23 protein-coding genes are annotated in these 23,062 nt (G+C 66.5%); 12 read left to right on the top strand and 11 right to left on the bottom strand.

Annotated elements, in window-relative coordinates:
• Window positions 1-14: 14 nt before the first annotated feature.
• The 7 genes from AC6HZP_RS04470 to AC6HZP_RS04500 all read left to right on the top strand — a co-directional run bounded on the left by AC6HZP_RS04470 (window position 15) and on the right by AC6HZP_RS04500 (window position 4,542).
• On the top strand, window positions 15-338 hold the full coding sequence (locus AC6HZP_RS04470) for a DUF2849 domain-containing protein (RefSeq protein WP_201402441.1): 324 nt from the start codon (window positions 15-17) through the stop codon (window positions 336-338).
• A gap of 3 nt (window positions 339-341) precedes the next feature.
• On the top strand, window positions 342-2,000 hold the full coding sequence (locus AC6HZP_RS04475) for a nitrite/sulfite reductase (RefSeq protein ID WP_497525558.1): 1,659 nt from the start codon (window positions 342-344) through the stop codon (window positions 1,998-2,000).
• A complete protein-coding gene (locus AC6HZP_RS04480) occupies window positions 1,987-2,766 on the top strand; it encodes a phosphoadenylyl-sulfate reductase (protein ID WP_497525559.1) in 780 nt (259 codons plus the stop codon). Before AC6HZP_RS04475 ends, AC6HZP_RS04480 begins: the two co-directional genes overlap by 14 nt.
• A gap of 1 nt (window position 2,767) precedes the next feature.
• Window positions 2,768-3,289, top strand: a complete 522-nt coding sequence (locus AC6HZP_RS04485) for a DUF934 domain-containing protein (protein ID WP_201402443.1) — start codon at window positions 2,768-2,770, stop codon at window positions 3,287-3,289.
• A 94-nt stretch (window positions 3,290-3,383) separates the two neighbouring features.
• Complete coding sequence (locus AC6HZP_RS04490; protein WP_497525560.1) at window positions 3,384-3,716, top strand: 2Fe-2S iron-sulfur cluster-binding protein; 333 nt, start codon at window positions 3,384-3,386, stop codon at window positions 3,714-3,716.
• Window positions 3,717-3,754: 38 nt separating this feature from the next.
• Window positions 3,755-4,039, top strand: a complete 285-nt coding sequence (locus AC6HZP_RS04495) for a type II toxin-antitoxin system TacA family antitoxin (protein ID WP_497525561.1) — start codon at window positions 3,755-3,757, stop codon at window positions 4,037-4,039.
• Window positions 4,036-4,542, top strand: coding sequence for a GNAT family N-acetyltransferase (locus AC6HZP_RS04500; RefSeq protein ID WP_497525562.1), 507 nt, complete (start codon window positions 4,036-4,038; stop codon window positions 4,540-4,542). Before AC6HZP_RS04495 ends, AC6HZP_RS04500 begins: the two co-directional genes overlap by 4 nt.
• Here the strand turns inward: AC6HZP_RS04500 and AC6HZP_RS04505 are convergent.
• From AC6HZP_RS04505 to AC6HZP_RS04525, 5 genes are all read right to left on the bottom strand, one after another.
• Window positions 4,539-5,669 (bottom strand): ABC transporter permease, encoded by a 1,131-nt coding sequence (locus tag AC6HZP_RS04505; protein WP_497525563.1) that lies wholly within the window; start codon window positions 5,667-5,669, stop codon window positions 4,539-4,541. The two genes, AC6HZP_RS04500 and AC6HZP_RS04505, sit on opposite strands and share 4 nt — an antisense overlap.
• Window positions 5,666-6,637 carry an ABC transporter ATP-binding protein gene (locus tag AC6HZP_RS04510; protein ID WP_497525564.1) on the bottom strand — a complete coding sequence of 324 codons (972 nt, stop codon included), beginning with the start codon at window positions 6,635-6,637 and terminating at the stop codon, window positions 5,666-5,668. Before AC6HZP_RS04510 ends, AC6HZP_RS04505 begins: the two co-directional genes overlap by 4 nt.
• A 4-nt stretch (window positions 6,638-6,641) precedes the next feature.
• Entirely contained in the window at window positions 6,642-7,604 is a 963-nt protein-coding gene (locus AC6HZP_RS04515) for an HlyD family secretion protein (RefSeq protein ID WP_497525565.1), read from the bottom strand.
• Between the two features lies 1 nt (window position 7,605).
• On the bottom strand, window positions 7,606-8,376 hold the full coding sequence (locus AC6HZP_RS04520) for a CerR family C-terminal domain-containing protein (RefSeq protein ID WP_244669791.1): 771 nt from the start codon (window positions 8,374-8,376) through the stop codon (window positions 7,606-7,608).
• A 271-nt stretch (window positions 8,377-8,647) separates the two neighbouring features.
• Window positions 8,648-9,607 (bottom strand): NAD-dependent epimerase/dehydratase family protein, encoded by a 960-nt coding sequence (locus AC6HZP_RS04525; RefSeq protein WP_497525566.1) that lies wholly within the window; start codon window positions 9,605-9,607, stop codon window positions 8,648-8,650.
• 223 nt (window positions 9,608-9,830) lie between these two features.
• Between AC6HZP_RS04525 and AC6HZP_RS04530 the strand changes: the two genes are divergently transcribed.
• Window positions 9,831-10,901: an NAD(P)H-dependent flavin oxidoreductase gene (locus AC6HZP_RS04530; protein WP_497525567.1), complete on the top strand. Its 1,071-nt coding sequence runs from the start codon at window positions 9,831-9,833 to the stop codon at window positions 10,899-10,901.
• Window positions 10,902-11,193: 292 nt separating this feature from the next.
• Here AC6HZP_RS04530 and AC6HZP_RS04535 read toward each other — a convergent pair whose 3' ends face one another.
• The 6 genes from AC6HZP_RS04535 to AC6HZP_RS04560 all read right to left on the bottom strand — a co-directional run bounded on the left by AC6HZP_RS04535 (window position 11,194) and on the right by AC6HZP_RS04560 (window position 18,638).
• Window positions 11,194-11,970, bottom strand: a complete 777-nt coding sequence (locus AC6HZP_RS04535) for an ATP-binding cassette domain-containing protein (protein ID WP_371812856.1) — start codon at window positions 11,968-11,970, stop codon at window positions 11,194-11,196.
• A gap of 2 nt (window positions 11,971-11,972) precedes the next feature.
• The gene (locus AC6HZP_RS04540; protein WP_497526736.1) at window positions 11,973-12,959 is read right to left on the bottom strand and encodes an ABC transporter permease; all 987 of its coding nucleotides are present in this window, start codon (window positions 12,957-12,959) and stop codon (window positions 11,973-11,975) included.
• 111 nt (window positions 12,960-13,070) lie between these two features.
• Window positions 13,071-14,003 carry a substrate-binding domain-containing protein gene (locus AC6HZP_RS04545; protein WP_201402450.1) on the bottom strand — a complete coding sequence of 311 codons (933 nt, stop codon included), beginning with the start codon at window positions 14,001-14,003 and terminating at the stop codon, window positions 13,071-13,073.
• A gap of 243 nt (window positions 14,004-14,246) precedes the next feature.
• Window positions 14,247-15,527, bottom strand: a complete 1,281-nt coding sequence (locus AC6HZP_RS04550; protein WP_497525568.1) for an NAD(P)/FAD-dependent oxidoreductase — start codon at window positions 15,525-15,527, stop codon at window positions 14,247-14,249.
• A gap of 34 nt (window positions 15,528-15,561) precedes the next feature.
• The gene (locus AC6HZP_RS04555; protein ID WP_497525569.1) at window positions 15,562-16,941 is read right to left on the bottom strand and encodes an aspartate aminotransferase family protein; all 1,380 of its coding nucleotides are present in this window, start codon (window positions 16,939-16,941) and stop codon (window positions 15,562-15,564) included.
• A gap of 296 nt (window positions 16,942-17,237) precedes the next feature.
• Window positions 17,238-18,638, bottom strand: coding sequence for a glutamine synthetase family protein (locus AC6HZP_RS04560; protein ID WP_497525570.1), 1,401 nt, complete (start codon window positions 18,636-18,638; stop codon window positions 17,238-17,240).
• 209 nt (window positions 18,639-18,847) lie between these two features.
• Between AC6HZP_RS04560 and AC6HZP_RS04565 the strand changes: the two genes are divergently transcribed.
• The 4 genes from AC6HZP_RS04565 (at window position 18,848) to AC6HZP_RS04580 (ending at window position 23,011) form a co-directional block, all read left to right on the top strand.
• Entirely contained in the window at window positions 18,848-19,948 is a 1,101-nt protein-coding gene (locus AC6HZP_RS04565; RefSeq protein ID WP_371812858.1) for a polyamine ABC transporter substrate-binding protein, read from the top strand.
• Window positions 19,949-20,023: 75 nt separating this feature from the next.
• Complete coding sequence (locus tag AC6HZP_RS04570; RefSeq protein WP_497525571.1) at window positions 20,024-21,193, top strand: ABC transporter ATP-binding protein; 1,170 nt, start codon at window positions 20,024-20,026, stop codon at window positions 21,191-21,193.
• Window positions 21,194-22,111 carry an ABC transporter permease subunit gene (locus AC6HZP_RS04575; protein WP_497525572.1) on the top strand — a complete coding sequence of 306 codons (918 nt, stop codon included), beginning with the start codon at window positions 21,194-21,196 and terminating at the stop codon, window positions 22,109-22,111.
• 78 nt (window positions 22,112-22,189) lie between these two features.
• Complete coding sequence (locus tag AC6HZP_RS04580) at window positions 22,190-23,011, top strand: ABC transporter permease (protein WP_201402456.1); 822 nt, start codon at window positions 22,190-22,192, stop codon at window positions 23,009-23,011.
• Window positions 23,012-23,062: the final 51 nt, after the last annotated feature.

Genomic DNA, 23,062 nt, shown 5'->3' on the forward strand with positions numbered 1-23,062 from the left:
ATCTGGAAAGCGGAATGACCGACAAGCTCATCACAGCGAACCATCTCTCCGACGGGCTGGTCGTGTTCCTGACCGCTTCCGGCGGCTGGTCCTACCGGCTCGCCGACGCCCGGGTCATTCCGGATGCCGAGCTCGAGGACGCGCTCCGCCACGCCAAGGCGCAGCAGGAAGCGCTGATCGTTGTCGACCCCTACGAGATCGAGGCGACCGTCGACGCGGACGGCCTGCCGGTTCCGGTCCGTCTGCGCGAAAAGATCCGCGCTGCCGGCGGCCCCACCGTCACCTATGGCGAGGCCGAGATCGCCGCCCGCGCCGCCCTTCTGAATCAGGCAGGTTGAGTGATGTATCGCTACGACGAGTTCGACCATGAGTTCGTGACCTCCCGCGTCGCGCAGTTCCGCGACCAGGTCGGCCGCCGTGTCTCCGGCGAGCTGACCGAGGACCAGTTCAAGCCGCTCCGCCTGATGAACGGCGTCTATCTGCAGCTGCACGCCTACATGCTGCGCGTCGCCGTGCCTTATGGCACGATGAACAGCCAGCAGCTCCGCATGCTCGCCCACATCGCGCGAAAGTATGATCGCGGCTACGGCCACTTCACGACGCGGCAGAACATCCAGTTCAACTGGCCGAAGCTCTCCGAGATCCCCGATGCGCTGGCCGATCTCGCCTCGGTCGAGATGCACGCGATCCAGACCTCGGGCAATTGCATCCGCAATGTCACGGCCGACCATTTCGCCGGCGCCGCCGCCGACGAGGTCGCCGATCCGCGCCCCTATGCCGAGATCCTCAGGCAGTGGTCGTCGCTGCATCCGGAATTCGTCTTCCTGCCGCGGAAGTTCAAGGTCGCCGTCACCGGCGCCGAGCGCGACCGCGCGGCGATCCAGGTGCACGACATCGGCCTGCACCTGAAGAAGGACGAGAACGGCCGGCTCGGCTTCGCCGTCTATATCGGCGGCGGCCAGGGCCGCACCCCGATGATCGCCAAGAAGATCCGCGACTTCCTGCCGGAAGAGGATCTGCTCTCCTATTCGGAGGCGATCCTGCGCGTCTACAACCTGAACGGCCGGCGCGACAACAAGTACAAGGCGCGCATCAAGATCCTCGTGCACGAGACCGGCGCCGACGAGATCTCGCGCCAGGTCGAGGAAGAGTGGGAGCGCATCCGCCACGGCGCGCTCAAGCTGCCGCAGGGCGAAGTCGAGCGCATCCGCGAATATTTTGCCGCGCCCGCCTCGCTGAAGGCGCTGCCGCCCAGCCCGGCGCTGGCGATCGAGCGCGCCCGCGACCCGGAATTCGACGCCTGGGTCCAGCGCAACACGCATCCCCACCACGTCGCCGGCCATGTCTCGGTGACGATCTCGCTGAAGCCGATCGGCGGCACGCCGGGCGACGCCACGGCCGAGCAGATGGACGCCGTCGCCGACCTCGCCGAACGGCTCGCCTTCGACGAGATCCGCGTCAGCCACGAGCAGAACCTCATTCTCCCGCATGTCGCCAACAGCGATCTGAAGGCGATCTATGACGGACTGGTCGCCAATGGGCTGGCGACCGCCAATGCCGGCCTCGTCACCGACATCATCGCTTGCCCGGGCCTTGATTATTGCGCGCTCGCCAATGCGCGCTCGATCCCCGTGGCGCAGCGGATCTCGCAGCGCTTCGGCGACATCGAGCGCCAGCGCGACATTGGCGATCTCAAGATCAAGATCTCCGGCTGCATCAACGCCTGCGGCCACCACCATGTCGGCCATATCGGCATTCTCGGCGTCGAGAAGAAGGGCGAGGAGTTCTACCAGATCTCGCTCGGCGGCTCCGGTGACGAGAACTCCTCGATCGGCGAGATCATCGGCCGCGGCTTCTCGACCGAGGAGATCGTCGATGCGATCGAGACCGTGGTCGACACCTATATCGCCAAGCGCGAAAACAGCGACGAGACCTTCCTTGCCGCCTATCGCCGCCTCGGCCAGGCACCGTTCAAGGAAGCGCTTTATGGGACGCCTTGACCCCGTCGCCTTCGGCTTCGAGCAGGAGCGCGGCGGCCCCGTTTTCGATCACGAGAGCGCGGGGCTGCAGGAGGCCGCGATCCTCAATGCCCGGTTCGCCGGGCTTTCGGCGCGCGAGCTGATCGAGCGCTCGCTCCACGAGATCTTCCCCGGCCGCATCGCGCTGGTATCGAGTTTCGGGGCGGAATCGGCGGTGCTGCTGCATCTCGCGGCATCCGTCGATCGCGCCATCCCGGTCGTCTTCATGGATACGCACCGGCTCTTCGCGGAGACGGTTGCCTATCGCGACACGCTGGTGGAGCGGCTGGGCCTCTCCGACGTGCGCACCATCACGCCGGATCCGGCAGCGCTGGCTGCGGCCGATCCCTACAAGGCGCTCTGGATGACGGACGCCGACACCTGCTGCCGCATCCGCAAGACCGAGCCGCTGGCGCGCGCCATGGAAGGCTTCGACGCCTGGTTTACCGGGCGCAAGCGTTTCCAGGCGGCGACGCGGGCGGCGATCCAGTCCTTCGAGCAGGACGGCGCGCGCATCAAGGTCAATCCGCTCGCCACCTGGTCGGCCGACGAACTGAAGGCCTATGTGGCCGAGCACGATCTGCCGCCGCATCCCCTCGTGGCGCAAGGCTATCCTTCGATCGGCTGCCAGCCCTGCACCTCGAAGGTGAAGCCCGGCGAGGATGCGCGGGCGGGGCGCTGGCGCGGTCTGGAAAAGACCGAATGCGGCATCCATGTAGGTCTCGAGAACGACGGAAGCGGCATCTGACATGAGCCTCTGGAAGAATGGATCCTTCGTCGAAGACGCGTTTCGTCGGCTGGCCGACGACGAGTTGCCGGCCGATGGCGAGGCGGTGATCGTCAGCCTCGAGCGTTTCCGCGCCGAGCGCGAGGCGCTTCTGGCCCGCTCCGCGCCTCTCGGCGTGGTGATCGAGCCCGGCGCCGACTGGTCCGACATCGTCGCCGACCTGCCGCGCCTCGCTGTCGTCGCGGCGGATCTGCCGAAATTCGCCGATGGCCGCGCCTTCTCGATCGGCCGGTTGCTGCGCGACCGCGACGGCTTCCGGGGCGAGCTCCGCGCCGTCGGCGCCTTCTTCCTCGACCAGATCCCCTTCCTGAAGCGCGTCGGCTTCGACGCCTTCTCGACGGAGGACCCGCTGGTCCTGAAGGGGCTTCGCGAAGGCCGCTGGCCCGAGGTGACCGAATATCTGCAGCCCATCGCCGAGCAGGGCGAAGTGCCCGCCGGAACGCGCCCCTGGGCGCGCCGGCCGACCGCAAGGGTCGCCGACTAGTTTTTTTGGTTCGCTCGCGTCCCTTGGACGCGAGCCGGCATTCACTTCGCTCGAAAGCGCCCCTCGGTTGGGGCGGTCGAATAGGGATAGTGCCATGAAGATCTTCGTCACCGACCACGCCGGCGAGGAGCACGAGCTCGAAGCGCTCGAGGGCTGGCGGGTGATGGAAGTCATCCGCGACTGGAACATCGGCATCAAGGCCGAATGCGGCGGCGCCTGCGCCTGTGCCACCTGCCATGTCTATGTCGACCCGGACTGGGTCGACCGGCTGATCCCGATGACGGACGAGGAAGAGGAACGCCTCGACGACGCCATGGCAGTCAAGTCGAACTCGCGCCTGTCCTGCCAGATCCTGATGTCGGAAGAGCTCGACGGCCTCCGCGTCCGCCTCGCCCCCGGCAGCGAACCGGAAGAGCTGGCGGCGTAGTTCTTGTCCCGTACGGCAATTAGCCGTATGCTTCCAGCATGAGCGACACCGGAAACTCCTCGCGCCTCGAGGCGCGCGTTCCCACCCGCGTGCTGGATATGATCAAGCGCGCGGCGGAACTGCGTGGAATTTCCGTGACCAGCTTCGTGATCGAGGCGACGGCCGAGAAGGCCGTGCAGGTCATCGAGCAGATGGACGCGATCCGCCTGACGCGCGAAGAGCAGGCTCGCTTTGCCGAGGCGCTCGTCAATCCGCCGGAACCGACCGAAGCACTCCGCGATGCCGCCAGGCGTCATCGTGATCTCGTCGCCAGCAAGTCTTGACCACGCTCTACCGGATCGAACCGCTGGCTTCGACGCAGGATCGCAGCGCGTTTCGCTGTGGCAATGATCGTATCGACCGCTTCTTCCTGAACGTCGTTTCGCAGGATGTCCGGCGGAACTACGCGCGCTGTTTCGTCTGTATCGAACTGGAGAGCGAGGCGCTTGCCGGCTTCTACACCCTGTCGGCGCAATCCGTCGATCTCGGCGAGATCCCGGCGGAGATGGCGAAGAAGCTGCCGCGCTATCCACGAATGCCCTGTGTGCTGATCGGCTGGCTCGCCGTCGATCATCGCTTTGCCCGACGCGGCATCGGCTCGCTCTTGCTGGCGGACGCGCTCGATCGTGTCGCTCGCTCCGATATCGGTGCCCATGCCGTGCTGGTCGATCCGATCGACGCGGCGGCGACCGAATTCTACCGCCGCCACGCCTTCGTGAGCCTCGGCCCGGACAGCACCAGGCTCGTCCTGCCGCTCGCCACGTGGCGGGCTCTGGCCTCGCCCTAATCCAGCGTCCGCCGGTAGCGGAAGAGCGCCAGCGCGCCGACGGCGAGCCAGAAGGTGGCGAGGGGCCAGATTTCGCCGACGAGGTCGGACGGGCCGCTGCCCTTCAGCATGATGCCGCGCACCGAGCGGATGTAATGCGTGATCGGCAGCGCGCTGCCGATGACCTGCGCCCAGTCCGGCATGCCGCGGAACGGGAACATGAAGCCCGAGAGCAGGATCGACGGCAGGAACCAGAAGAAGGTCATCTGCATCGCCTGCATCTGGTTGCGGGCGATCGTCGAGAAGGTGTAGCCGAGCGTCACGTTGCAGCCGATGAACAGGAAGGTGACGCCGAGCAGCACGGCGAACGACCCCATCATCGGCACATGGAACAGGATCTGCGCGCAGACGAGGATGACGGCGACCTGAACCAGGCCGAAGCCGATATAGGGCACGATCTTGCCGATCATGATCTCGAACGGCGTCGCCGGCATCGCCATCAGGTTCTCCATCGTGCCGCGCTCGATCTCGCGCGTCAGCGCCAGCGCCGTCATCAGGATGGTCGTCATGGTGAGGATGGTGCCGAGCAGGCCCGGCACGATGTTGTAGGCGGTGATGCCCTCCGGATTGTAGCGGCGCTGGATGACGAGATCGACGGCGGCCGGGGCGCTGGTCTGGGTCGCGAGCGGACCGATCAGCTCCCGGTTCAGCGCGCTGGAGAGGATCTGCGGCAGGGCGCCGAGCGCATTGGAGGTGGCGGCCGGGTCGGTCGCGTCGGCCTCGACGAGGAGTTGCGGCCGCGTGCCGCGAACGAAATCGCGCTCGAAGCCGGGCGGCAGCGTGATGACATAGCTGGCGGAGCCGTCGATCAGCGCCTCGTTCGCCTGCGCCTCGCTGGCGAGGCCGGGCGCGACGCTGAAATAGCCCGACGCCTCCATCGCCGCGACGATGGCGCGCGAGGCGGGGCCGCTGTCGCCGGCGACGATGAGCGTCGGCAGCCGCTTCGGATCGAGGTTGATCGCGTAGCCGAACAGCACCAGCTGGATGATCGGAATGCCGATGATCATCGCGAAGGTCAGCCGGTCGCGCCGCATCTGGATGAATTCCTTCACCATCAGCGCGAGGATGCGGGAGAGGCCGGCGCTCATGACGATGCCTGCTCGCCGTTTGCAGGCTGGTCGCCTGCCTGCGCCGTCTGCATCAAGCGGATGAAGACGTCCTCGAGGCTGGTCTCGCCCGGCATCGCGACGGCGTCGGAACCGGTCTCGGCGAGCGCCGCGTCGACGGCCGCCTTGAGCGCGGCGGGATCGGGGCCGACGACATGCAGATCGTTGCCGAACGGCGCCACCTGCTCGACGCCCGGCTTCTCGCGCACGATCTTCGCGATCGCCCCGACGTCGCGGCCGCTGACGATGATGGTGGAGAGGCCCGAGCTCTCGATCACCTCCTCGACCGTGCCGCGCGCGACGATCCTGCCATAGGCGATGTAGATGATGCGGTGGCAGCGCTCGGCCTCGTCCATGTAGTGGGTCGAGACCAGCACGGTCAGCCCGTCGTCGGCCAGCGTATGGATCTCGTCCCAGAACTCCCGCCTTGCCTGCGGGTCGACGCCGGCGGTCGGCTCGTCGAGCAGCAGGAGCTTCGGCTGGTGCATGACCGAGGCGGCGAGCGCCAGGCGCTGCTTCCAGCCGCCGGAAAGCGCGCCGGCGAGCTGGTCGCGGCGCTTGTACAGGCCGAGCCGCTCCAGCGTCCGCTTCACCACCGCCGCCCGGTCCGGCAGGGCATAGATCCGCGCCACGAAATCGAGGTTCTCGCGGATCGTCAGATCCTCGTAATAGGAGAAGCGCTGCGTCATGTAGCCGACCTGGCGCTTGATCCGCTCGGCATCCCTGAGGATGTCGAGGCCGAGGCATGTGCCGCTGCCGCCGTCCGGCCGCAGCAGGCCGCAGATCATCCGGATCGTCGTGGTCTTGCCGGAACCGTTCGGGCCGAGGAAGCCGACGATCTCGCCGCGCCGGACGTCGAGCGAGACGTCGTCGACGACCGTCTTGTCGCCGAAGCGCTTGGTCAGGCCGTGAATGTCGATGACGACGTCTTCCGGCCTGTCGGGCGCCATGGTGCTATTTCTCCGCCGCCGGAAGCCGGACGTCGACCGGCTGGCCGGGATCAAGCTTTTGCGCCTCGCCCTCCGGCCGCGCCTCTACGCGATAGACCAGCTTGGCCCGGCTCTCCTTCGAATAGATCACCGGCGGCGTGAATTCGGCGTTGGTCGCGATGCTCGATACGGTCGCCGTCAGCCCGTCCGCGCAGCTGTCGCAGGATAGCGCCACGCGCTGGCCCGGACGGACGGTGGCGCGCGCCGGCTCCGGCACGAAGAACAGGATTTTTCGCGCGCCGTCGGGGAGGAGGGAGACGACGGCCTGGCCGGCCGGGACGATCTCGCCGACCTGGTAGAACACGTCCTCGATCCGCCCCGCGCTCGCGGCGCGCTGGCTGCGGCGGGCGAGTTTGGTCTCGGCGGCGGTGACGGCGGCGGCGAGCGCCTCGACCTGCTGTTCCGCCGCCGCGATCTGGTCGGGCCGGGCCGGCAAATTGGCGACGGCGCGGTTCTCGCGCGCCACCTGCACGCGGGCTGCGGCCGAATCGAGGTCCGCCTTCGCCTGGTCGAGCGTCGCGACGGCGACGACGGCGCGCGTCGAGAGGTCCCGGTTGCGGTCATAGCTCTTCTGCGCCACCGTCAGCGACGCCTCGGCGTCGGCAAGCTGCGCATCGAGCACGCGGATTTCTTCCGGCCGCTTGCCGGTCCGGAGATCCTGCAGGCTCGCTTTCGCCTGCGCCAGCTCGGCCCGCGCCTGGGCAAGCGCTGCCGTCTCGTCGCGATCGTCGAGGGTGAAGAGCGGCGCATCCGCCGCGACGGGATCGCCCCGCCGCACGGAAAGCGTGGTCACCCGGCCGCTGGCCTCGGCGCCGGCCAGCACATAGTCGGCGTCGACATAGCCGTGCAGCAGCGCGTCGTCGCCGCCGTCGCCGCAGCCGGCGAGCAGCAGTAACGCGACGAGCGCTGACGCCCGGCCGGCCTCCATGTCATCCCTCGTGCGTGAGCGTCTCTCCGACCAGCTGGTCGATATGGCCGGTAACGATGCTGCGGATTTCCTCGCGGTCCTGGCTCGCCAGACTATCGCGTCCGAGCCGCTTCAGCACCATCGGGCGGCCGACGCAGAAAATGACGAACTGGCCGGAGATGGTGAAAGAGCGCAAAATCGCCTCTTCCGAGCGCGGATCGAGCTCCAGCAGCAGGGCCACGAGGTTCGTCATCGTGATCTGGCAACGGGTCATGAAGTCATAGATGACGTCGAAGACCGAGGAGGGTTCCATCTGCTCGCGCATGATGAACCGGCCCCAGAGTTCGGCCTCGGCCTCGCCCAGCATGGAATCGATATGCGCGTCGATGATGTTCTGCAGCAGGCGGCGCGCGGTCGGCCGGTCGATCGTGCCGGCCAGCGCGGAGGCTGCCGCGTCCATGCTCTCGCCGATGCGGGCTTCCATCTGCTCGACGACATATTCCGCCACGGCCTTGTGCAGGGCGTCCTTGCTGCCAAAATGGTAGACGATGGCCGCGAGATTGGCGTCGGCGCGCTTGGCGATGTCGCGGGTCGCGGCGCCTTCGAAGCCGTAGCGGCCGAAGACGTCGAGGGCGGCGAGCAGGAGCTTCTGGCGCGTCTCGGCGCCGCGATCCTGGCGGGCGCGCCGGTAGTGCCGGGAGGCCGGGAGCGGCGCGGCGCTCGCATCGTCGTCCGCCTCGCGGACGGCGTTGTCCATCTCGACTCGGTCAAAACTGATCGCGTCCGCGCTCATCCGGCAAAACTCCGCTTCGTTTCCCACCCCCCCGAACGCAAAAGTTGTCCAATTCGGCGACGACGTCAATCGATCGACTTAATTTATGCAGGACTATAATTTTTCGACGAGCTCTTGCAGGAAGAGGCTGGAATCACCAAGGAAACCGCCATTCCGTAACGTCGCCCTCGTGCCGGCGTGGGACAACCTCAGCTCGCCCCGCGCGCGGCTTTGCCCATTCCGGACCGTCTCATGGCCCGGTGATACGCCGGCTAATTATCTCTGGCCGAACTCAGGCGGCTTTGACGATTCCCTGCTCGATCAGCCAGTCGAGCGAATCCCGCACGGCCTCGAGCGAGCTGAAACGCGGCTCGTAGCCGAGGTGGCGGCGCGCCTTCTCGATCGAGCAGCTCGGACTGTGGGCGATGTGGTCATAGGTCTGCTCGACGACCGTTTCGCTGTGGCGTTGCTTCCAGCTCTCCCAGGGCAGGTAGGCGAGCTTCGCCTCGTGGCCGAACCAGGACGAGACCGCCTCGGCATAGCCGCGTAGGCTGACCGCCTGCGGCGAGACGGTGTGATAGGCCTCGCCGACCGACACGCCCCAGTTGGCGATCGCCTTCATGAACATCTGCGCGACGTCGTCGGCATGGACGTGGTGCACCGTCTCCAGCCCGAAATTCGGCAGCACCAGGTCGTCGCCGCGCGCGAGCGCGGAGAACACGGCCGGATCGAAATGCCCGGCCGGATTGAGCGGCGCCCAGCCGCGCCCGACGATATGACCGGGATGGACGAGGGTCGCCGGAAAGCCGCTCCGCTGCGCCTCGGCCAGCAGATAGGCCTCGATCTCGGCCTTCTGGATGCCGTAGGCGCCGAACGGGCGTCGCTTCGCCGTCTCGGTCGTCGGCACGCTGACGCTCGGCCCGTGTACCCAGATCGTGCCGGTATGCAGGAAATGCTGCACGCGGCCGCGCAGCGCATCGACGAGCAGTTCGGCGCTGCGCTGCGTGAAGCAGATCATGTCGATGACGATGTCGGGATGGAGATCGGCGATCCGCGCGCCGAACGTGCCGGCGCGGTCCTCCGCCTCGCGGTCGGCCGTGATCGTCTCGACCGCCGACCAAGCCGCATGCGGCTGATAGGGCGCGCGCTGGCCGCGCGTCACGTTCACCACCTCGAAGCCTGCTTCGACCAGCCTCGGCACCAGATAGGTCCCGACATGGCCGCTGCCGCCGATCACCACCACGCGCGTCATTCGTCATCTCCCCCGAATTTCGGTGCGACGATGCTAGAGCGTTTTCGAGCGAAGTGGATACCGGTTCGCGTGAAGAAATCGCGACCAAACCAATAGCCAGAGCCCGGAACGGTTTTCGCTCGCTTTGTCGCGCCGGATTGCTTCGCCGAAGCCGCCGACGGGTTTTCAGCGGGGGGCTCGTGGATGCTATGCTTGCCTTCCTTGGCTGAGGACAGGAAACGTCATGACGAATTGGGCCGATCGCCGCATCCTCGATCTGTTCGGGATCGAACACCCCATCCTGCTGGCTCCGATGGCCGGCTTCGGCACGCCGGCGCTGGCGATCGCCGTGGCGGAAGCGGGCGGCCTCGGGGCGCTCGCCTGCGCGACGATCTCGCCGGACCAGGCGCGGGAAAACATCGCCGCCGTCCGCGCGGCGACGACGCGGCCGATCAATCTGAATTTCTTCTGCCACAGGCAGCCGGAGCCCGATCCGGCCCGCGAGGCGGCGTGGCGCGCCCGGCTGGCGCCCTATTATCGCGAGCTCGGCCTCGATCCCGCCATGCCGGTCCCGGCCTCGAACCGCGAGCCCTTCAGCGACGCGTTCTGCGCCGTGGTCGAGGATCTGCGCCCCGAGATCGTCTCGTTCCATTTCGGCCTGCCGGAGAAGCCGCTGCTCGACCGGGTCAAGGCGGCCGGCGCCAAGGTGATCGCCTCGGCGACGACGGTGCGCGAGGCGCGCTATCTGGAGGCGGGCGGCTGCGACGCGATCATCGCGCAGGGCGCGGAGGCGGGTGGCCATCGCGGCATGTTCCTGACCTCGGACGTCTCCGGCCAGGTCGGCACCTTCGCGCTGGTGCCGCAGGTGGTGGATGCGGTCGGCGTGCCGGTGATCGCGGCGGGCGGCATCGCCGATGCGCGCGGCGTGGTCGCGGCGCTGGCGCTCGGCGCCTCGGCGGTGCAGATCGGCACCGCCTTCCTGCTCGGCCCGGAGGCGAAGGTCGCGCCGCAGCATCGCCGCGCGTTGGAGACCGCCGAGGCCGACGAGACGGCGATCACAAACGTCTTCACCGGCCGTCCGGCGCGCGGCATCGTCAATCGCCTGATGCGGGATCTCGGCCGCTTCTCGTCGGACGTCCCGCAATTTCCCCTCGCCGGCGGCGCACTGGCGCCGCTCCGGGCCGAGACCGAGCCGGTCGGCTCGCGCGATTTCATGTCGCTCTGGTCCGGCCAGGCAGCCCGCCTCGCCCAGCCGATGCCGGCGGGAGACCTGGTCCGCACGCTCGCGGCCGAGGCGCAGGCGAAGCTTGGGTGAGGCGGGGCGACTCTATCTCTGCCCGAGGGAGATGAGGGGACGCAGTTCCCCCATGGTCGGCATTGCGAAGGGCCTTATCAACCAAAGGCACTGCCGCACCCTCGCCGTCATCCCCGCGAAGGCGGGGATCCATGCGGCCGCGCCCTTGGATGGATGACCTCCCGATGCCTCGGCTGAATGGATCCCGGCTCGGAGGCCGGGATGACGGCGAGCGTGGGGCTGAGGAAGTGCTTTCTCGGTCAAGACCACCGGAGGCGGTCTTGACCCTCCCTCAAGGGGAGGGTTCAGCCCCTCAGTGGTTGTTCGCCCCCAGCGCGCGCTCCAGCTCCTCGTCCGACATGCCGGTGATGACGCGTTCGACGTCTTCGACGCTGGATTGCTTCGGATTGATGTCGTCCGCCACCACGCGGCCGCCGCGCATCACCACGATCCGGTCCACCACCTGGAAGACGTGGTGGATGTTGTGGGCGATGAAGATGCAGGAATGGCCGGAATTGCGGGCGTTGCGCACGAAGCGCAGCACGCCCTGCGTCTCGGCGACGCCGAGATTGTTGGTAGGCTCGTCGAGGATGATCAAATCGCTCTCGAAATGCATGGCGCGGGCGATGGCGACGGCCTGGCGCTCGCCGCCGGACAAGGATCCGATCGGCGTCGAGGGCGGGATGTTCTTGCTGATTCCGACGCGCTTCAGGAGATCGCGCGTCACGGTATCCATGCGGGCGTGGTCGAGCCGGTTCAGGAAGCCCGTCACCGGCTCGCGGCCGAGGAACAGATTGCGGGCGATCGAGAGCTGGGTGACCAGCGCCGAGTCCTGGTAGATCGTCTCGATGCCGTTGGCGATAGCGTCGGTGGTCGAGCGGATGCTGACCTTCTTGCCGCGCACATAGATGTCGCCGCCGGTCGAGGGCACGGCGCCGGAGAGAACCTTGATGAGCGTCGACTTGCCGGCGCCATTGTCGCCGAGCAGGCCGACGATCTCGTTCTCGCGGACGCTGAAATCGACGTCCTTCAGCGCCTGGATCCTGCCATAGGATTTCGAGATGCGCTCCATGCGGATCAAATCGGTCATGATCAGGTTCCCGCCTGGTGCCGGCGCTCGAGGATCGAATGCAGCGTCATCATGCCGAGGATGATCGCGCCGATGAAGATGTTGTAGGCGAGGCCGGGCACGCCGATCAGCACGATGCCGTTGCGCATGACGCGCAGGATGAACACGCCGAGCACGGTGCCGATGATGGTGCCGCGGCCGCCCATCAGCGCCGTGCCGCCGATCACCACCATGGCGATGACCTCCAGCTCGTAGCCGGCGCCGCTGTTCGGGTTGGCGGCGGAGGTGCGGATCGAGCTGATCACGCCGGCGAAGGACGCCATCGTCGCCGACAGCATGAAGAGCAGCACCTTGGTGCGGTTGACGTTGACGCCGCGCGCCCGCGCCGCGCCGGGATTGCCGCCCGTCGCCTGGATCCAGTTGCCGGCCTTGGTCTGCGTCAGCACGTAGCCGAGCACCAGCGCCACGCCGATGAACCAGAACAGCGACATGTAGATGCGGAAGGGGCCGATATAGAAATCGCCGACCAGCACATGCGCCAGCCAGTGCTGGCCCGCGCTCCAGGTCCGCTGCGGGAAGCCGTCCGAGATGAACAGCGCGACGCCGCGCACGACCAGCAGCATGCCGAGCGTGACCAGGAAGGACGAGATCTTGATCCGCGTCACGAACAGGCCGTTGGCAAGCCCGATCAGCGCCGCGACGGCGAGCGCGATCACGAAGGCGATTTCGAGCGAGGTGATGCCGGAATTGAACAGCGTCCACATCAAGACCGGCGCGAAGCCGAACACCGAGCCGACCGAGAGGTCGAATTCGCCCGCCGTCATCAGCAGCGTCATGGCCAGCGCGATCAGGCCGAGCTCGACGGTGAAGGACAGTGTGTTGGAGATGTTGAGCGGCGAGAGGAAGTCCGGGTTGATCGACCAGAAGACCGCGATCTCCGCGATCAGAAGGACGAGCGGGCCGAACTCCGGCTTCGCGATGAAGCGCTGGACGAGGGAGCAGTTTTCCACGGGCAGACCGATTGGCATGAGGGCAGGCAGGTCGCGCCGCGCGAACGCGGTCATGCGGCCGTCGATCGACGGGGCATCCGCGAGCGATCGCGGATGCCTGCTGCTACGGGACTACTTGCCCGAGAGGATGTTGTCGTAGAGCTGCGCCGTGTCCTTCTCGTACAGGGCGCCGGTGATCACGTTGAAGCCCGGGGGAATGCCGCTGGCGGCCATGTTGGCGAGCGACAGCGCGACATAGCTGGTCGCCTGCGGATCCTGCCACTGGGCGGCGTTGACATAGCCGTTCAGGACTTCCTGGGTGGTGTCGAGCGAATTGCCCCAGCCGACGACCGGGATTTCGCCCGGCTTGACGCCGACCTGGTCGAAGACGCGCTTGATCGAGCCGGTGACGAGGTCACCGAGGCCGATGATCGCCTTGACCTTGGCGCGGTTGGCGGTGAGGTAGTCGACCATGCGGTTGATGGCGTCGGCCTGGTCGAGCGTCGCCTCGGTCACCTCATAGGTGATGCCGAGCGGCTCGAACACGCTCTTGATGCCTTCCTCTTCCTGCACGCCATAGGTGGCGCCCGGGATCTCGACCGGCATCCAGACGAAATCGCCCTTCTTCACCAGGCCCTTGTCGACGAGATACTGCGCCCAGCCGCGGCCGAACACGACGTTGTTGCCGCCGACATAGGCGTTGAACGAGGCCGTCGGGTCGGGCGTGTTGAAGTTGATGATCGGGATCTTGGCGGCGTTCGCTTCCTTGGCCACCTCGACCAGGCTGCCCGGATCCGGGCTGGTCGTGACGATGCCGTCGGCCTTGGCGGCGATGGCGGCGCGGACCGCTTCCTGCTGCGAGGCGACGTTGCCCTGGTGGAACGAGGTGTTGACCGTGTTGCCGGTATCCTTCTGCCATTGCTGCGCGCCGGCGAGGAAATAGGTCCACACCGGGTCGGCCGATGTGCCGTGCGAGATCCAGTAGAAGGTCTTGGCCTGCGCCGCGACCGGAATTGCCAGCGCCAGTATGGCGCCGGCCAAGAGTACCGCGAGCTTCTTGAACATTGGCATCCTCCCGTTGAACGTTGCGTTCGCGCGACCACGGCTATGGCTGCCGCTTCGCCGCTTTCGCGGCGCGCTCGCTGTCCGGTCGAGAGGTGCCTCTACGCCGGTGGCAGCAGCGGTCTCGGGGGGAGACTGACAGAACTGCCGCTCACGTCAACTGCCGCTGCGACAGATTGTCCTAAAAATGACATCGCTGTCATTGGCGGCTCGCCGCGGCTCCGCCGGGATGGGAGGCGGCCGGCGTCAGAGCCGGTCGCGCAGCGCGTACCAGCTCATGCCGGCGACGAGCGCCGGCCAGCGCAGGAGCTTGCCGCCGGGAAAGCGCGGGCAGGGGAGTGCCGCGAAGGCGTCGAGCCTCGACGGATTGCCGAGGATCGCCTCGGCGAGGATCTTGCCGCCGAAGGGCGCGAGCGCGACGCCCTGGCCGGAATAGCCTGACGCCGCATAGACGCCGGAGCGGACCTTGCGCAGGAAGGGCAGGCGGTTGACCGTGACCGCGAGCGTGCCGCCCCAGGCATGGTCGATGCGCGTCCGCTCGAGCTGCGGATAGATCTTCACCAGATGCCGCTTCACGAAGGCGAAGATATCGGCCGGGTCGGAGCGCGAATAGGTCTCGCCGCCGCCGAACAGGATGCGGCCGTCCGGCGTCGGGCGCCAGTAATAGACGACGAAGCGCGAATCCGAGACCGCCTCGCCGCCGGGGATCAGCCCGCCCGGCCCGCCGGCGCCGATCGGCTCCGTCGTCAGGATGAAGTTCTTGATCGGCATCGCCCGGGTCTCGGTCTCCTGGTCGATGCCGTCGAGCAGGCCGTTGCCGGCGAGGATGACGATGTCGGCCGTGATCTTCCCGCGCAGCGTCTCGATCACCGGCGCCGCGCCGCCCTCATTGAGCTTCCGCGCCGGCGTCTGCTCGTGGATGCGCGCGCCCGCCTTGGCGGCCGCCTTCGCCAGCCCTTGCGCGAATTTCAGCGGATGCAGATGGCCGGCCGTGCGGTCGATCCGGCCGCCGAAATAGGCGTCCGTGCCGATCTTCGGCGCCAGGCGGTCGCGGTCGATCCATTCGGCGGCGGCGTAGCCATAGTCGCGGTTCAGCTTCTCGACATAGTGCCGTTCCTCGTCGACGAGGCGCGCCTTGTGCACGGCCTCGATCAGCCCCGGCCGCCATTCCGCGTCGATGCCGTGCTTGTCGATCAGGTGATGGACGAGCGCCTTCGCTTCCTCGGCGAGGTTCCAGAGCTCGCGCGCCGCCGGCAGGCCCAAGCGTTTCTCCAGCCAGTCCTGGTCGCGGCGCTGGCCGGTGTGGAGCTGGCCGCCATTGCGGCCCGAGGCGCCCCAGCCGACCTTCTCCGCCTCGATCAGCACGACGTCGATGCCGGCCTCGGCGAGATGCAGCGCCGCCGACAGCCCGGTATAGCCGCCGCCGATGATGGCGACGTCGGCGCGCGTGTCGCCGTCGAGCGGGGCGAAGGCGAGGGTCTTGTCGGCCGTCGCGGCATACCAGGAAGGCGCGTGCGGATGGTTCATGCGGAATGTCCGTCGAACGGGTTCGCCGCCGCCATCATAGCAACCCCTGCCGCTTCAGTTCCGCCTGCGTGTCGTCCAGCGTCTTCCGCGCCGAGGCGACGAGGATCTCGGCCTCCTCGTGCGAGAGGGTCAGCGGCGGGGCGATGATGAGCGAATCCCGCACGGCCCGCATGACGAGGTTGTTCTTGAGCGAGATGTCGCGCGCGATCGTGCCGACCTTGCCGGTATCGGCGAATTTCTGCGTTCGCGACGGCTTGTTCGGCACCAGTTCCAGCGCGCCCATCAGGCCGGTCATTCGCGCCTCGCCGACGAGCGGATGATCGGCGAGCGCGCGCCAGCGGCTCTGCAGATACGGGCCAATGTCGTCGCGCACCCGCTCGACCAGCTTCTCTTCCTCCAGGATGCGGAGGTTTTCCAGCGCCGCCGCGGCGGTGACGGGATGGGCGGAATAGGTGAAGCCGTGGTGGAATTCGCCGGCCGTGTAGAGGACATCAGCCACCTTGTCGGAGACCATGACGCCGCCGATCGGCAGGTAGCCGGAGGAAAGGCCCTTGGCGATCGGCATCAGGTCGGGCTCGATGCCGAACGTCTCGGAGCCGAACCAGTTGCCGGTGCGGCCGAAGCCGGTGATGACCTCGTCGGCGACCAGCAGGATCTCTCGCTCCGCGAGGATGCGCTTCACTTCCGGCCAGTAGGTGGCGGGCGGGATGATGACGCCGCCGGCGCCCTGGATCGGTTCGGCGACGAAGGCGGCGATCCTGTCCTCGCCGATTTGGTCGATCGCCTTTTCCAGCTCGCGCGCCGCGAAGAGGCCGAATTCGTCGGGGCTCATCTCGCCGCCCTCGCCGAACCAGTAGGGCTGGGCGATGTGGTGGATGCCGGGGATCGGCAAGCCGCCCTGGCTGTGGATCGACGACATGCCGCCGAGGCTGCCGCCGCCGAGCGTCGAGCCGTGATAGGCGTTGTGGCGGGCGATCAGCACGGTCTTTTCCGGCTTGCCGAGGCTCGCCCAATAGTGGCGCGCCATGCGGATGACGGTGTCGTTCGCCTCCGAGCCGGAGCCGACGAAGAAGACGCGGTTGAACTGCGGCGGCGTGATCTCAGCCAGTTTCTCGGCGAGCGCGATCGCCGGCGGGTGGGTCGACTTGAAGAAGGTGTTGTAGAAGGAGACCTCGCCCATTTGCCGCTGCACGGCCTCGGCGATCTCCTTGCGGCCATGGCCGATGTTGACGCACCAGAGCCCGGCCATGCCGTCGAGGATGCGGTTGCCCTCGGAATCCCAGATCCAGGAGCCCTCGGCGCGGACGACGACGCGGCTGCCCTCGGCGTTCAGGCTCTTCATGTCGGAGAAGGCGTGGATGTGGTGCGCCGCGTCGCGGGCGCGATAGTCGGCGGTGACGTTCGAATTCGTCATGAGCAGGTCCGGTTGCGGTCGTCTCGATATCGCTGGCAGCGCTGGAAGCGCCGCCTTCTTTAGCTCTCGCCTCTAGGGAGGCCTTTGCAGAACACCGAATGTCGGCACGCGGTCAATGGCCTAAGGGCAAGGCTCCGTCGCCCCGGCGGAGGCCGGGGCCCATAAACACCGGCCAGGAAAGCTTGGCCCAGCCTATCGGCCACAGGACGGTGTGTATGGATCCCGGCCTTCGCCGGGATGACGGCGGAGGGCGGCATGGCCCGATCCGCATTTCCCCGTGCTATCTCAATCCCGGGCTAGACGTTCAGCAGCAGGAACTCGCGCTCCCACGGGCTGATCACCTGCATGAAGGTCTCGTATTCGGCCCGCTTGATCGCGCCATAGGTGGCGACGAAGCGCTCGCCGAAGATCTCGGCCAGCTCCTCCTGCTCCTCGAACAGAGCCACCGCTTCGAGCAGCCCGCGCGGCAGGTCGATCTCGTCGGAATTGGCCGAGCCCGAAACCGGGTCGCCGACCTTCAGCCCTTCCATCAGGCCGAGATAGCCGCAGGCGAGCGACGCGGCGATGGCGAGGTAGGGGTTGGCGTCGGAGGAGGGCAGGCGGTTTTCCAGTCGCCGGCCGGCCGGATTGGAATTCGGCACGCGCAGGCCCACTGTGCGGTTGTCATAGCCCCATTGCGTGTTGACCGGCGCAGAGGACGAGCGCACCAGCCGGCGATAGGAATTCACATAGGGCGCCAGCATGCAGAGCACGGCCGGCAGGTATTTCTGCGAGCCGCCGATGAAGGCGAAGAACTTCGAGGTCGGATCGCCGTCCTCGTCGGAGAAGATGTTCTTGCCGGTCGTCATGTCGATGACTGACTGGTGGATGTGCATGGCCGAGCCCGGCTCGCGCGACATCGGCTTCGCCATGAAGGTGGCGTACATGTCGTGCCGGAGCGCCGCCTCGCGGATGGTGCGCTTGAACAGGAACACCTGGTCGGCGAGCGCGAGCGGGTCGCCGTGCAGCAGGTTGATCTCCATCTGCGCCGCGCCTTCCTCGTGGATCAGCGTGTCGATCTCGAGGCCCTGCTGCTCGGAGAAGTCGTAGATGTCGTCGAACAGGTCGTCGAACTCGTTGATCGCCGCGATCGAGTAGGACTGCCGCGCCGCTTCCGGCCGGCCGGAGCGGCCGGTGGGCGGCTCGAGCTGGTAGTCGGGATCGGTGTTCGGCTTGACGAGATAGAATTCGAGCTCCGGCGCCACGACCGGCTGCCAGCCCTGATGCGCATAGAGCTCGATCACCCGGCGCAGCACCTGGCGCGGCGCGGTTTCGACCGAGCGGGCGTCGCGATGGTAGGCGTCGTGGATCACCTGCGCCGTCGGATCGGTCTCCCACGGCACGACGCAGAGCGTCGACAGGTCCGGCTCGAACATGACGTCCTGGTCGGCGGCGTCGCTCTGGAAGCGGTCGTCATCGTCGGGATAATCGCCGGTGATGGTCTGGGTCAGGATCGAGCCCGGCATCGACATGGTCGGCCCGGCGAGGAATTTCTGCACCGGCATCATCTTGCCGCGGGCGACGCCGGCCTGGTCGGGGACGACGCATTCGATGTCCTCGATGCCGCGGGCTTTCAGCCAGTCGCGGGCCTCGTCCAGCGATTTGACGCCCCGGACGCTGCCGTCGGCCGTCCTCACGCCCTTCTTCCGTTTTGCCACGATTTCTCCTCGGCTCTGACGGGAATTTCTTTGGAGTGTCGTCACCGCTGAAGCGAAGTCAACTTGTACGGTTGCCGTGCGGCTTCAGGTCCTTGCGAACGGACGCGATAAACGGTTGAGGTAGCTGAAAAAGCCTTCTAACGTCTGAATCTTAGTATGGGTTTGTGGCAGCCGCGCCTGAGAGGCGCGAGTCCATCTAGGGGTTAGACATGATCAAGCATGCCTTCAGCGGCGTCGCGATTTCCGCGATGCTGGCGTTCGGAGCCTCCAGCGGTGCCCTGGCCGCTGACAAGGAGCTCCATATCTTCAACTGGTCTGACTATATCGACACGTCGATCATCGACGATTTCACCAAGGAGACCGGGATCAAGGTCGTCTATGACGTCTACGATTCCATGGAAATCCTGGAGACGAAGATGCTGGCCGGCGGCTCGGGCTACGACATCGTCGTGCCGACCGACCGCAATCTGAAGCGCATGATCGACGTCGGCGTGTTCCAGAAGCTCGACAAGTCGAAGGTCCCGAACCTCTCCCACATGTGGGACGAGATCACGACCCGCCTCGCCACCTACGATCCCGGCAACGAGATCGCCGTGAACTACATGTGGGGCACCACCGGCATCGGCTACAATGTCGAGAAGATCAAGGCGGCCATGCCGGACGCGCCGGTCGACTCGATGGACATGTTCTTCAAGCCGGAAGTCGTGTCGAAGTTCAAGGATTGCGGCGTCTATATGCTGGATTCGCCGGACGACGTGATCCCGGCCGCGTTGAACTATCTCGGCCTGCCGCCGGATTCGAAGAACCCGGACGAGATCGCCAAGGCGGGCGAGCTGATCGACAAGGTCCGCCCCTATATCCGGAAGTTCCATTCGTCGGAATACATCCAGGCGCTCGCCAATGGCGACATCTGCCTGGCCTTCGGCTATTCGGGCGACGTGATCCAGGCGCGCACGCGCGCTACCGAAGCCAAGAACAACGTCGAAGTCGGCTACGCCATCCCGAAGGAAGGCGCGCTGCTCTGGATGGATTCGATGGCGATCCCGAAGGACGCCCCGAACCCGGAGGCGGCGCTCGCCTTCATCAACTACATCCAGCGCCCGGAAGTCATCGCCAAGGCGACCGACTACGTCTCCTACGCCAATGGCAACAAGGATTCGCAGGCATTCATCGACAAGGCGATCCTGAACGATCCGACGATCTATCCCACTCCGGACGTCATGAAGAAGCTCTATACGACGACCCCGAACGATCCGAAGGTTCAGCGGGTCGTGACGCGACTCTGGACGAAGATCAAGAGCGGCACCTGATCTGATGGACAAAGGAGGCCCGGTCTAGTACCGGGCCTCTTCACGACGGGTATCGAAGGCGGGGGTAGAGGCTTCATGGCAGGTAAGTCGCTTACGGCGGGCAAATCGCTTGGACCGATCCGCAGGGCCTTCGCGCCCTGGAACGATCCGGCCGCCAAGCCCTTCATCCAGTTCCAGAACGTCACCAAGACGTTCGGCGACTTCACCGCCGTCGACGATCTCTCGCTGAACATCTACGAGCGCGAGTTCTTCGCCCTGCTCGGCCCATCGGGCTGCGGCAAGACCACGCTGATGCGCATGATCGCCGGCTTCGAGGAGCCGACCAGCGGCCATGTCATGCTCGACGGGCAGGACCTCGTCGGCGTGCCGCCCTATCGGCGCCCGACCAACATGATGTTCCAGTCCTATGCGCTGTTCCCGCATATGAGCGTCTGGGACAACATCGCCTTCGGCCTGAAGCAGGACGGCATGCCGAAGCCGGAGATCGCCGCCCGCGTCGAGGAGATGCTGGCGCTGGTCAAGCTCGAGAAATTCGCCAAGCGCAAGCCGCATCAGCTTTCGGGCGGCCAGCGGCAGCGCGTCGCGCTCGCCCGCTCGCTCGCCAAGAAGCCGAAGGTGCTGCTGCTCGACGAGCCGCTCGGCGCGCTCGACAAGAAGCTGCGCGAAGAGACGCAGTTCGAGCTGATCGACCTGCAGATGAAGCTCGGCATGACCTTCGTCATCGTCACGCACGACCAGGAAGAGGCGATGACGGTCGCCGACCGCATCGCCGTGATGGATCAGGGCCAGATCGTCCAGATCGCCACGCCGGCCGAGATCTACGAACAGCCGAATTCGCGCTATGTCGCCGACTTCATCGGCGACATCAACCTGCTCGAGGGCACCATTGGCGCGGCCGAGGACGGCGTCGCGACGCTCGACTGCGTCGGCACCGGCGCAAGAGTCCAGGTCAGCCAGGACATCACCGCCAGCCCCGGCACCACGGCCTGGTTCGCGGTCCGGCCCGAAAAGGTCGCGATCTCGCTGACGCCGCCGGCCGATCCGGGCGTCAACGCCGTCACCGGCGAGGTCTGGGACATCGCCTATCTTGGCGACGTCTCGATCTATCACGTGCGGCTCGCCACCGGCGCCACGGTCAAGGCAACCATCACCAACACCACCCGTCTCGTCGAGCGGCCGATCACCTGGGACGACAAGGTCTGGCTGACCTGGTCGCGGGACGGCGGCGTCGTGCTGACGAGGTAGATGATGGCCACGACCAACCGCAATACCGGACCGTCCCGCCTGCGCTGGCTGGTCGTCGCGATCCCCTATCTCTGGCTGATCGTGCTCTTCCTGGCGCCGTTCCTGATCGTGGTGAAGATCTCGCTGTCGACGACGGCGATCTCCATGCCGCCCTATACGCCGGCGCTGGACTTCACCTCCGGCCTTGGCGCGCTCTGGGAGCAGATCCGGGAATTCAGCTTCGACAATTACGTCTTCCTGACCGAGGACGCGCTCTACTGGAAATCCTATCTGTCGAGCCTGCAGATCGCGCTGGTCTCGACCTTCCTGATCCTCCTGATCGGCTATCCGATCGCCTATGGCATGGCGCGCGCCCGCAAGGAGTGGCGGACGACGCTCTTGATGCTGGTCATCCTTCCGTTCTGGACCTCGTTCCTGATCCGCGTCTATGCCTGGATCGGCATCCTGAAGCCGGAAGGGCTGCTCAACCAGCTGCTGCTCAGCCTCGGCGTCATCAGCGAGCCGCTCAACATCCTGCCGTCGACGCTCGCCGTCTATATCGGCATCGTCTACTCCTATCTGCCCTTCATGATCCTGCCGCTCTACGCGACGCTGGAGAAGCTCGACGAGACGCTGCTCGAGGCGGCCGCCGACCTCGGCTGCCCGCCGATCCAGGCGTTCTGGAAGATCACCTTCCCGCTGTCGATCCCCGGCGTTATCGCCGGCTGCTTTCTCGTCTTCATCCCGGCGGTCGGCGAGTTCGTCATCCCGGACCTGCTCGGCGGCTCCGACACGCTGATGATCGGCAAGACGCTGTGGGCCGAGTTCTTCTCGAATCGCGACTGGCCGGTCTCCTCGGCGGTCGCCGTCGTGCTGCTGGCCATCCTGGTGATCCCGATCATGCTGTTCCAGAACGCGCAGAAGAAAGCGACGGAGTAGGCCCATGCTGACACATTCGCTTGCCCGGTTTGCCTTTGCCTCGCGCGGTTTCGTGGCCCTCCCGCGGGGAGGGGCGCGATGAGACGCGGCGCTTCCTGGTTCAACGTCACCTCGATCACGCTCGGCTTCGCCTTCCTCTATCTGCCGATCGTCCTTCTGGTGATCTATTCGTTCAACGCCTCCAAGCTGGTGACGGTCTGGGGCGGCTTCTCGACGAAGTGGTACGTGTCGCTGCTCAGCAATCAGGGCCTGCTCGACGCCGCCTGGGTGACCATTCGCGTCGCGTTGCTGTCAGCGACGATCGCCACCGTCCTCGGCACGCTGGCGGCGATCGCGCTGGTGCGCTTCGGCCGCTTTCCGGGCGGCACGCTGTTCTCCGGCATGGTATATGCGCCGCTCGTCATGCCCGAGGTCATCACCGGCCTCGCCATGCTGCTGCTCTTCGTCGCCATCGGTTTTGCCCGCGGGTTCTGGACCCTGACGCTGGCGCACATCACGTTTTCGATGTGCTTCGTCGCCGTCGTCGTGCAGTCGCGCCTGGTCACCTTCGACCGCAGCCTGGAGGAGGCGGCGCTGGATCTCGGCTGCCCGCCGTTCCGGACCTTCTTCACCATCACGCTGCCCTTGATCCTGCCGGCGGTGGTGGCGGGCTGGATGCTGGCCTTCACGCTGTCGCTCGACGATCTGGTGATTTCGAGCTTCACGACGGGGCCGGGCGCCACGACGCTGCCGATGAAGATCTACAGCCAGGTCCGGCTCGGCGTGACGCCGGAGATCAACGCCATCTGCTCGATCCTGATCGCCATCGTCGCGACGGGCGTCATCATCGCGTCAGTCGTCACCAAAAGGCGAGAGGTCGAACGCCAGCGGGCGGAGCGGCTGGCGCTGCAACTCGGCTAAAGCGGCTCCAACCATCACGGATAATTTACCCGGGTATTATTGACGAAAATA

This window comes from Kaistia sp. SLG-1, from assembly GCF_059699055.1.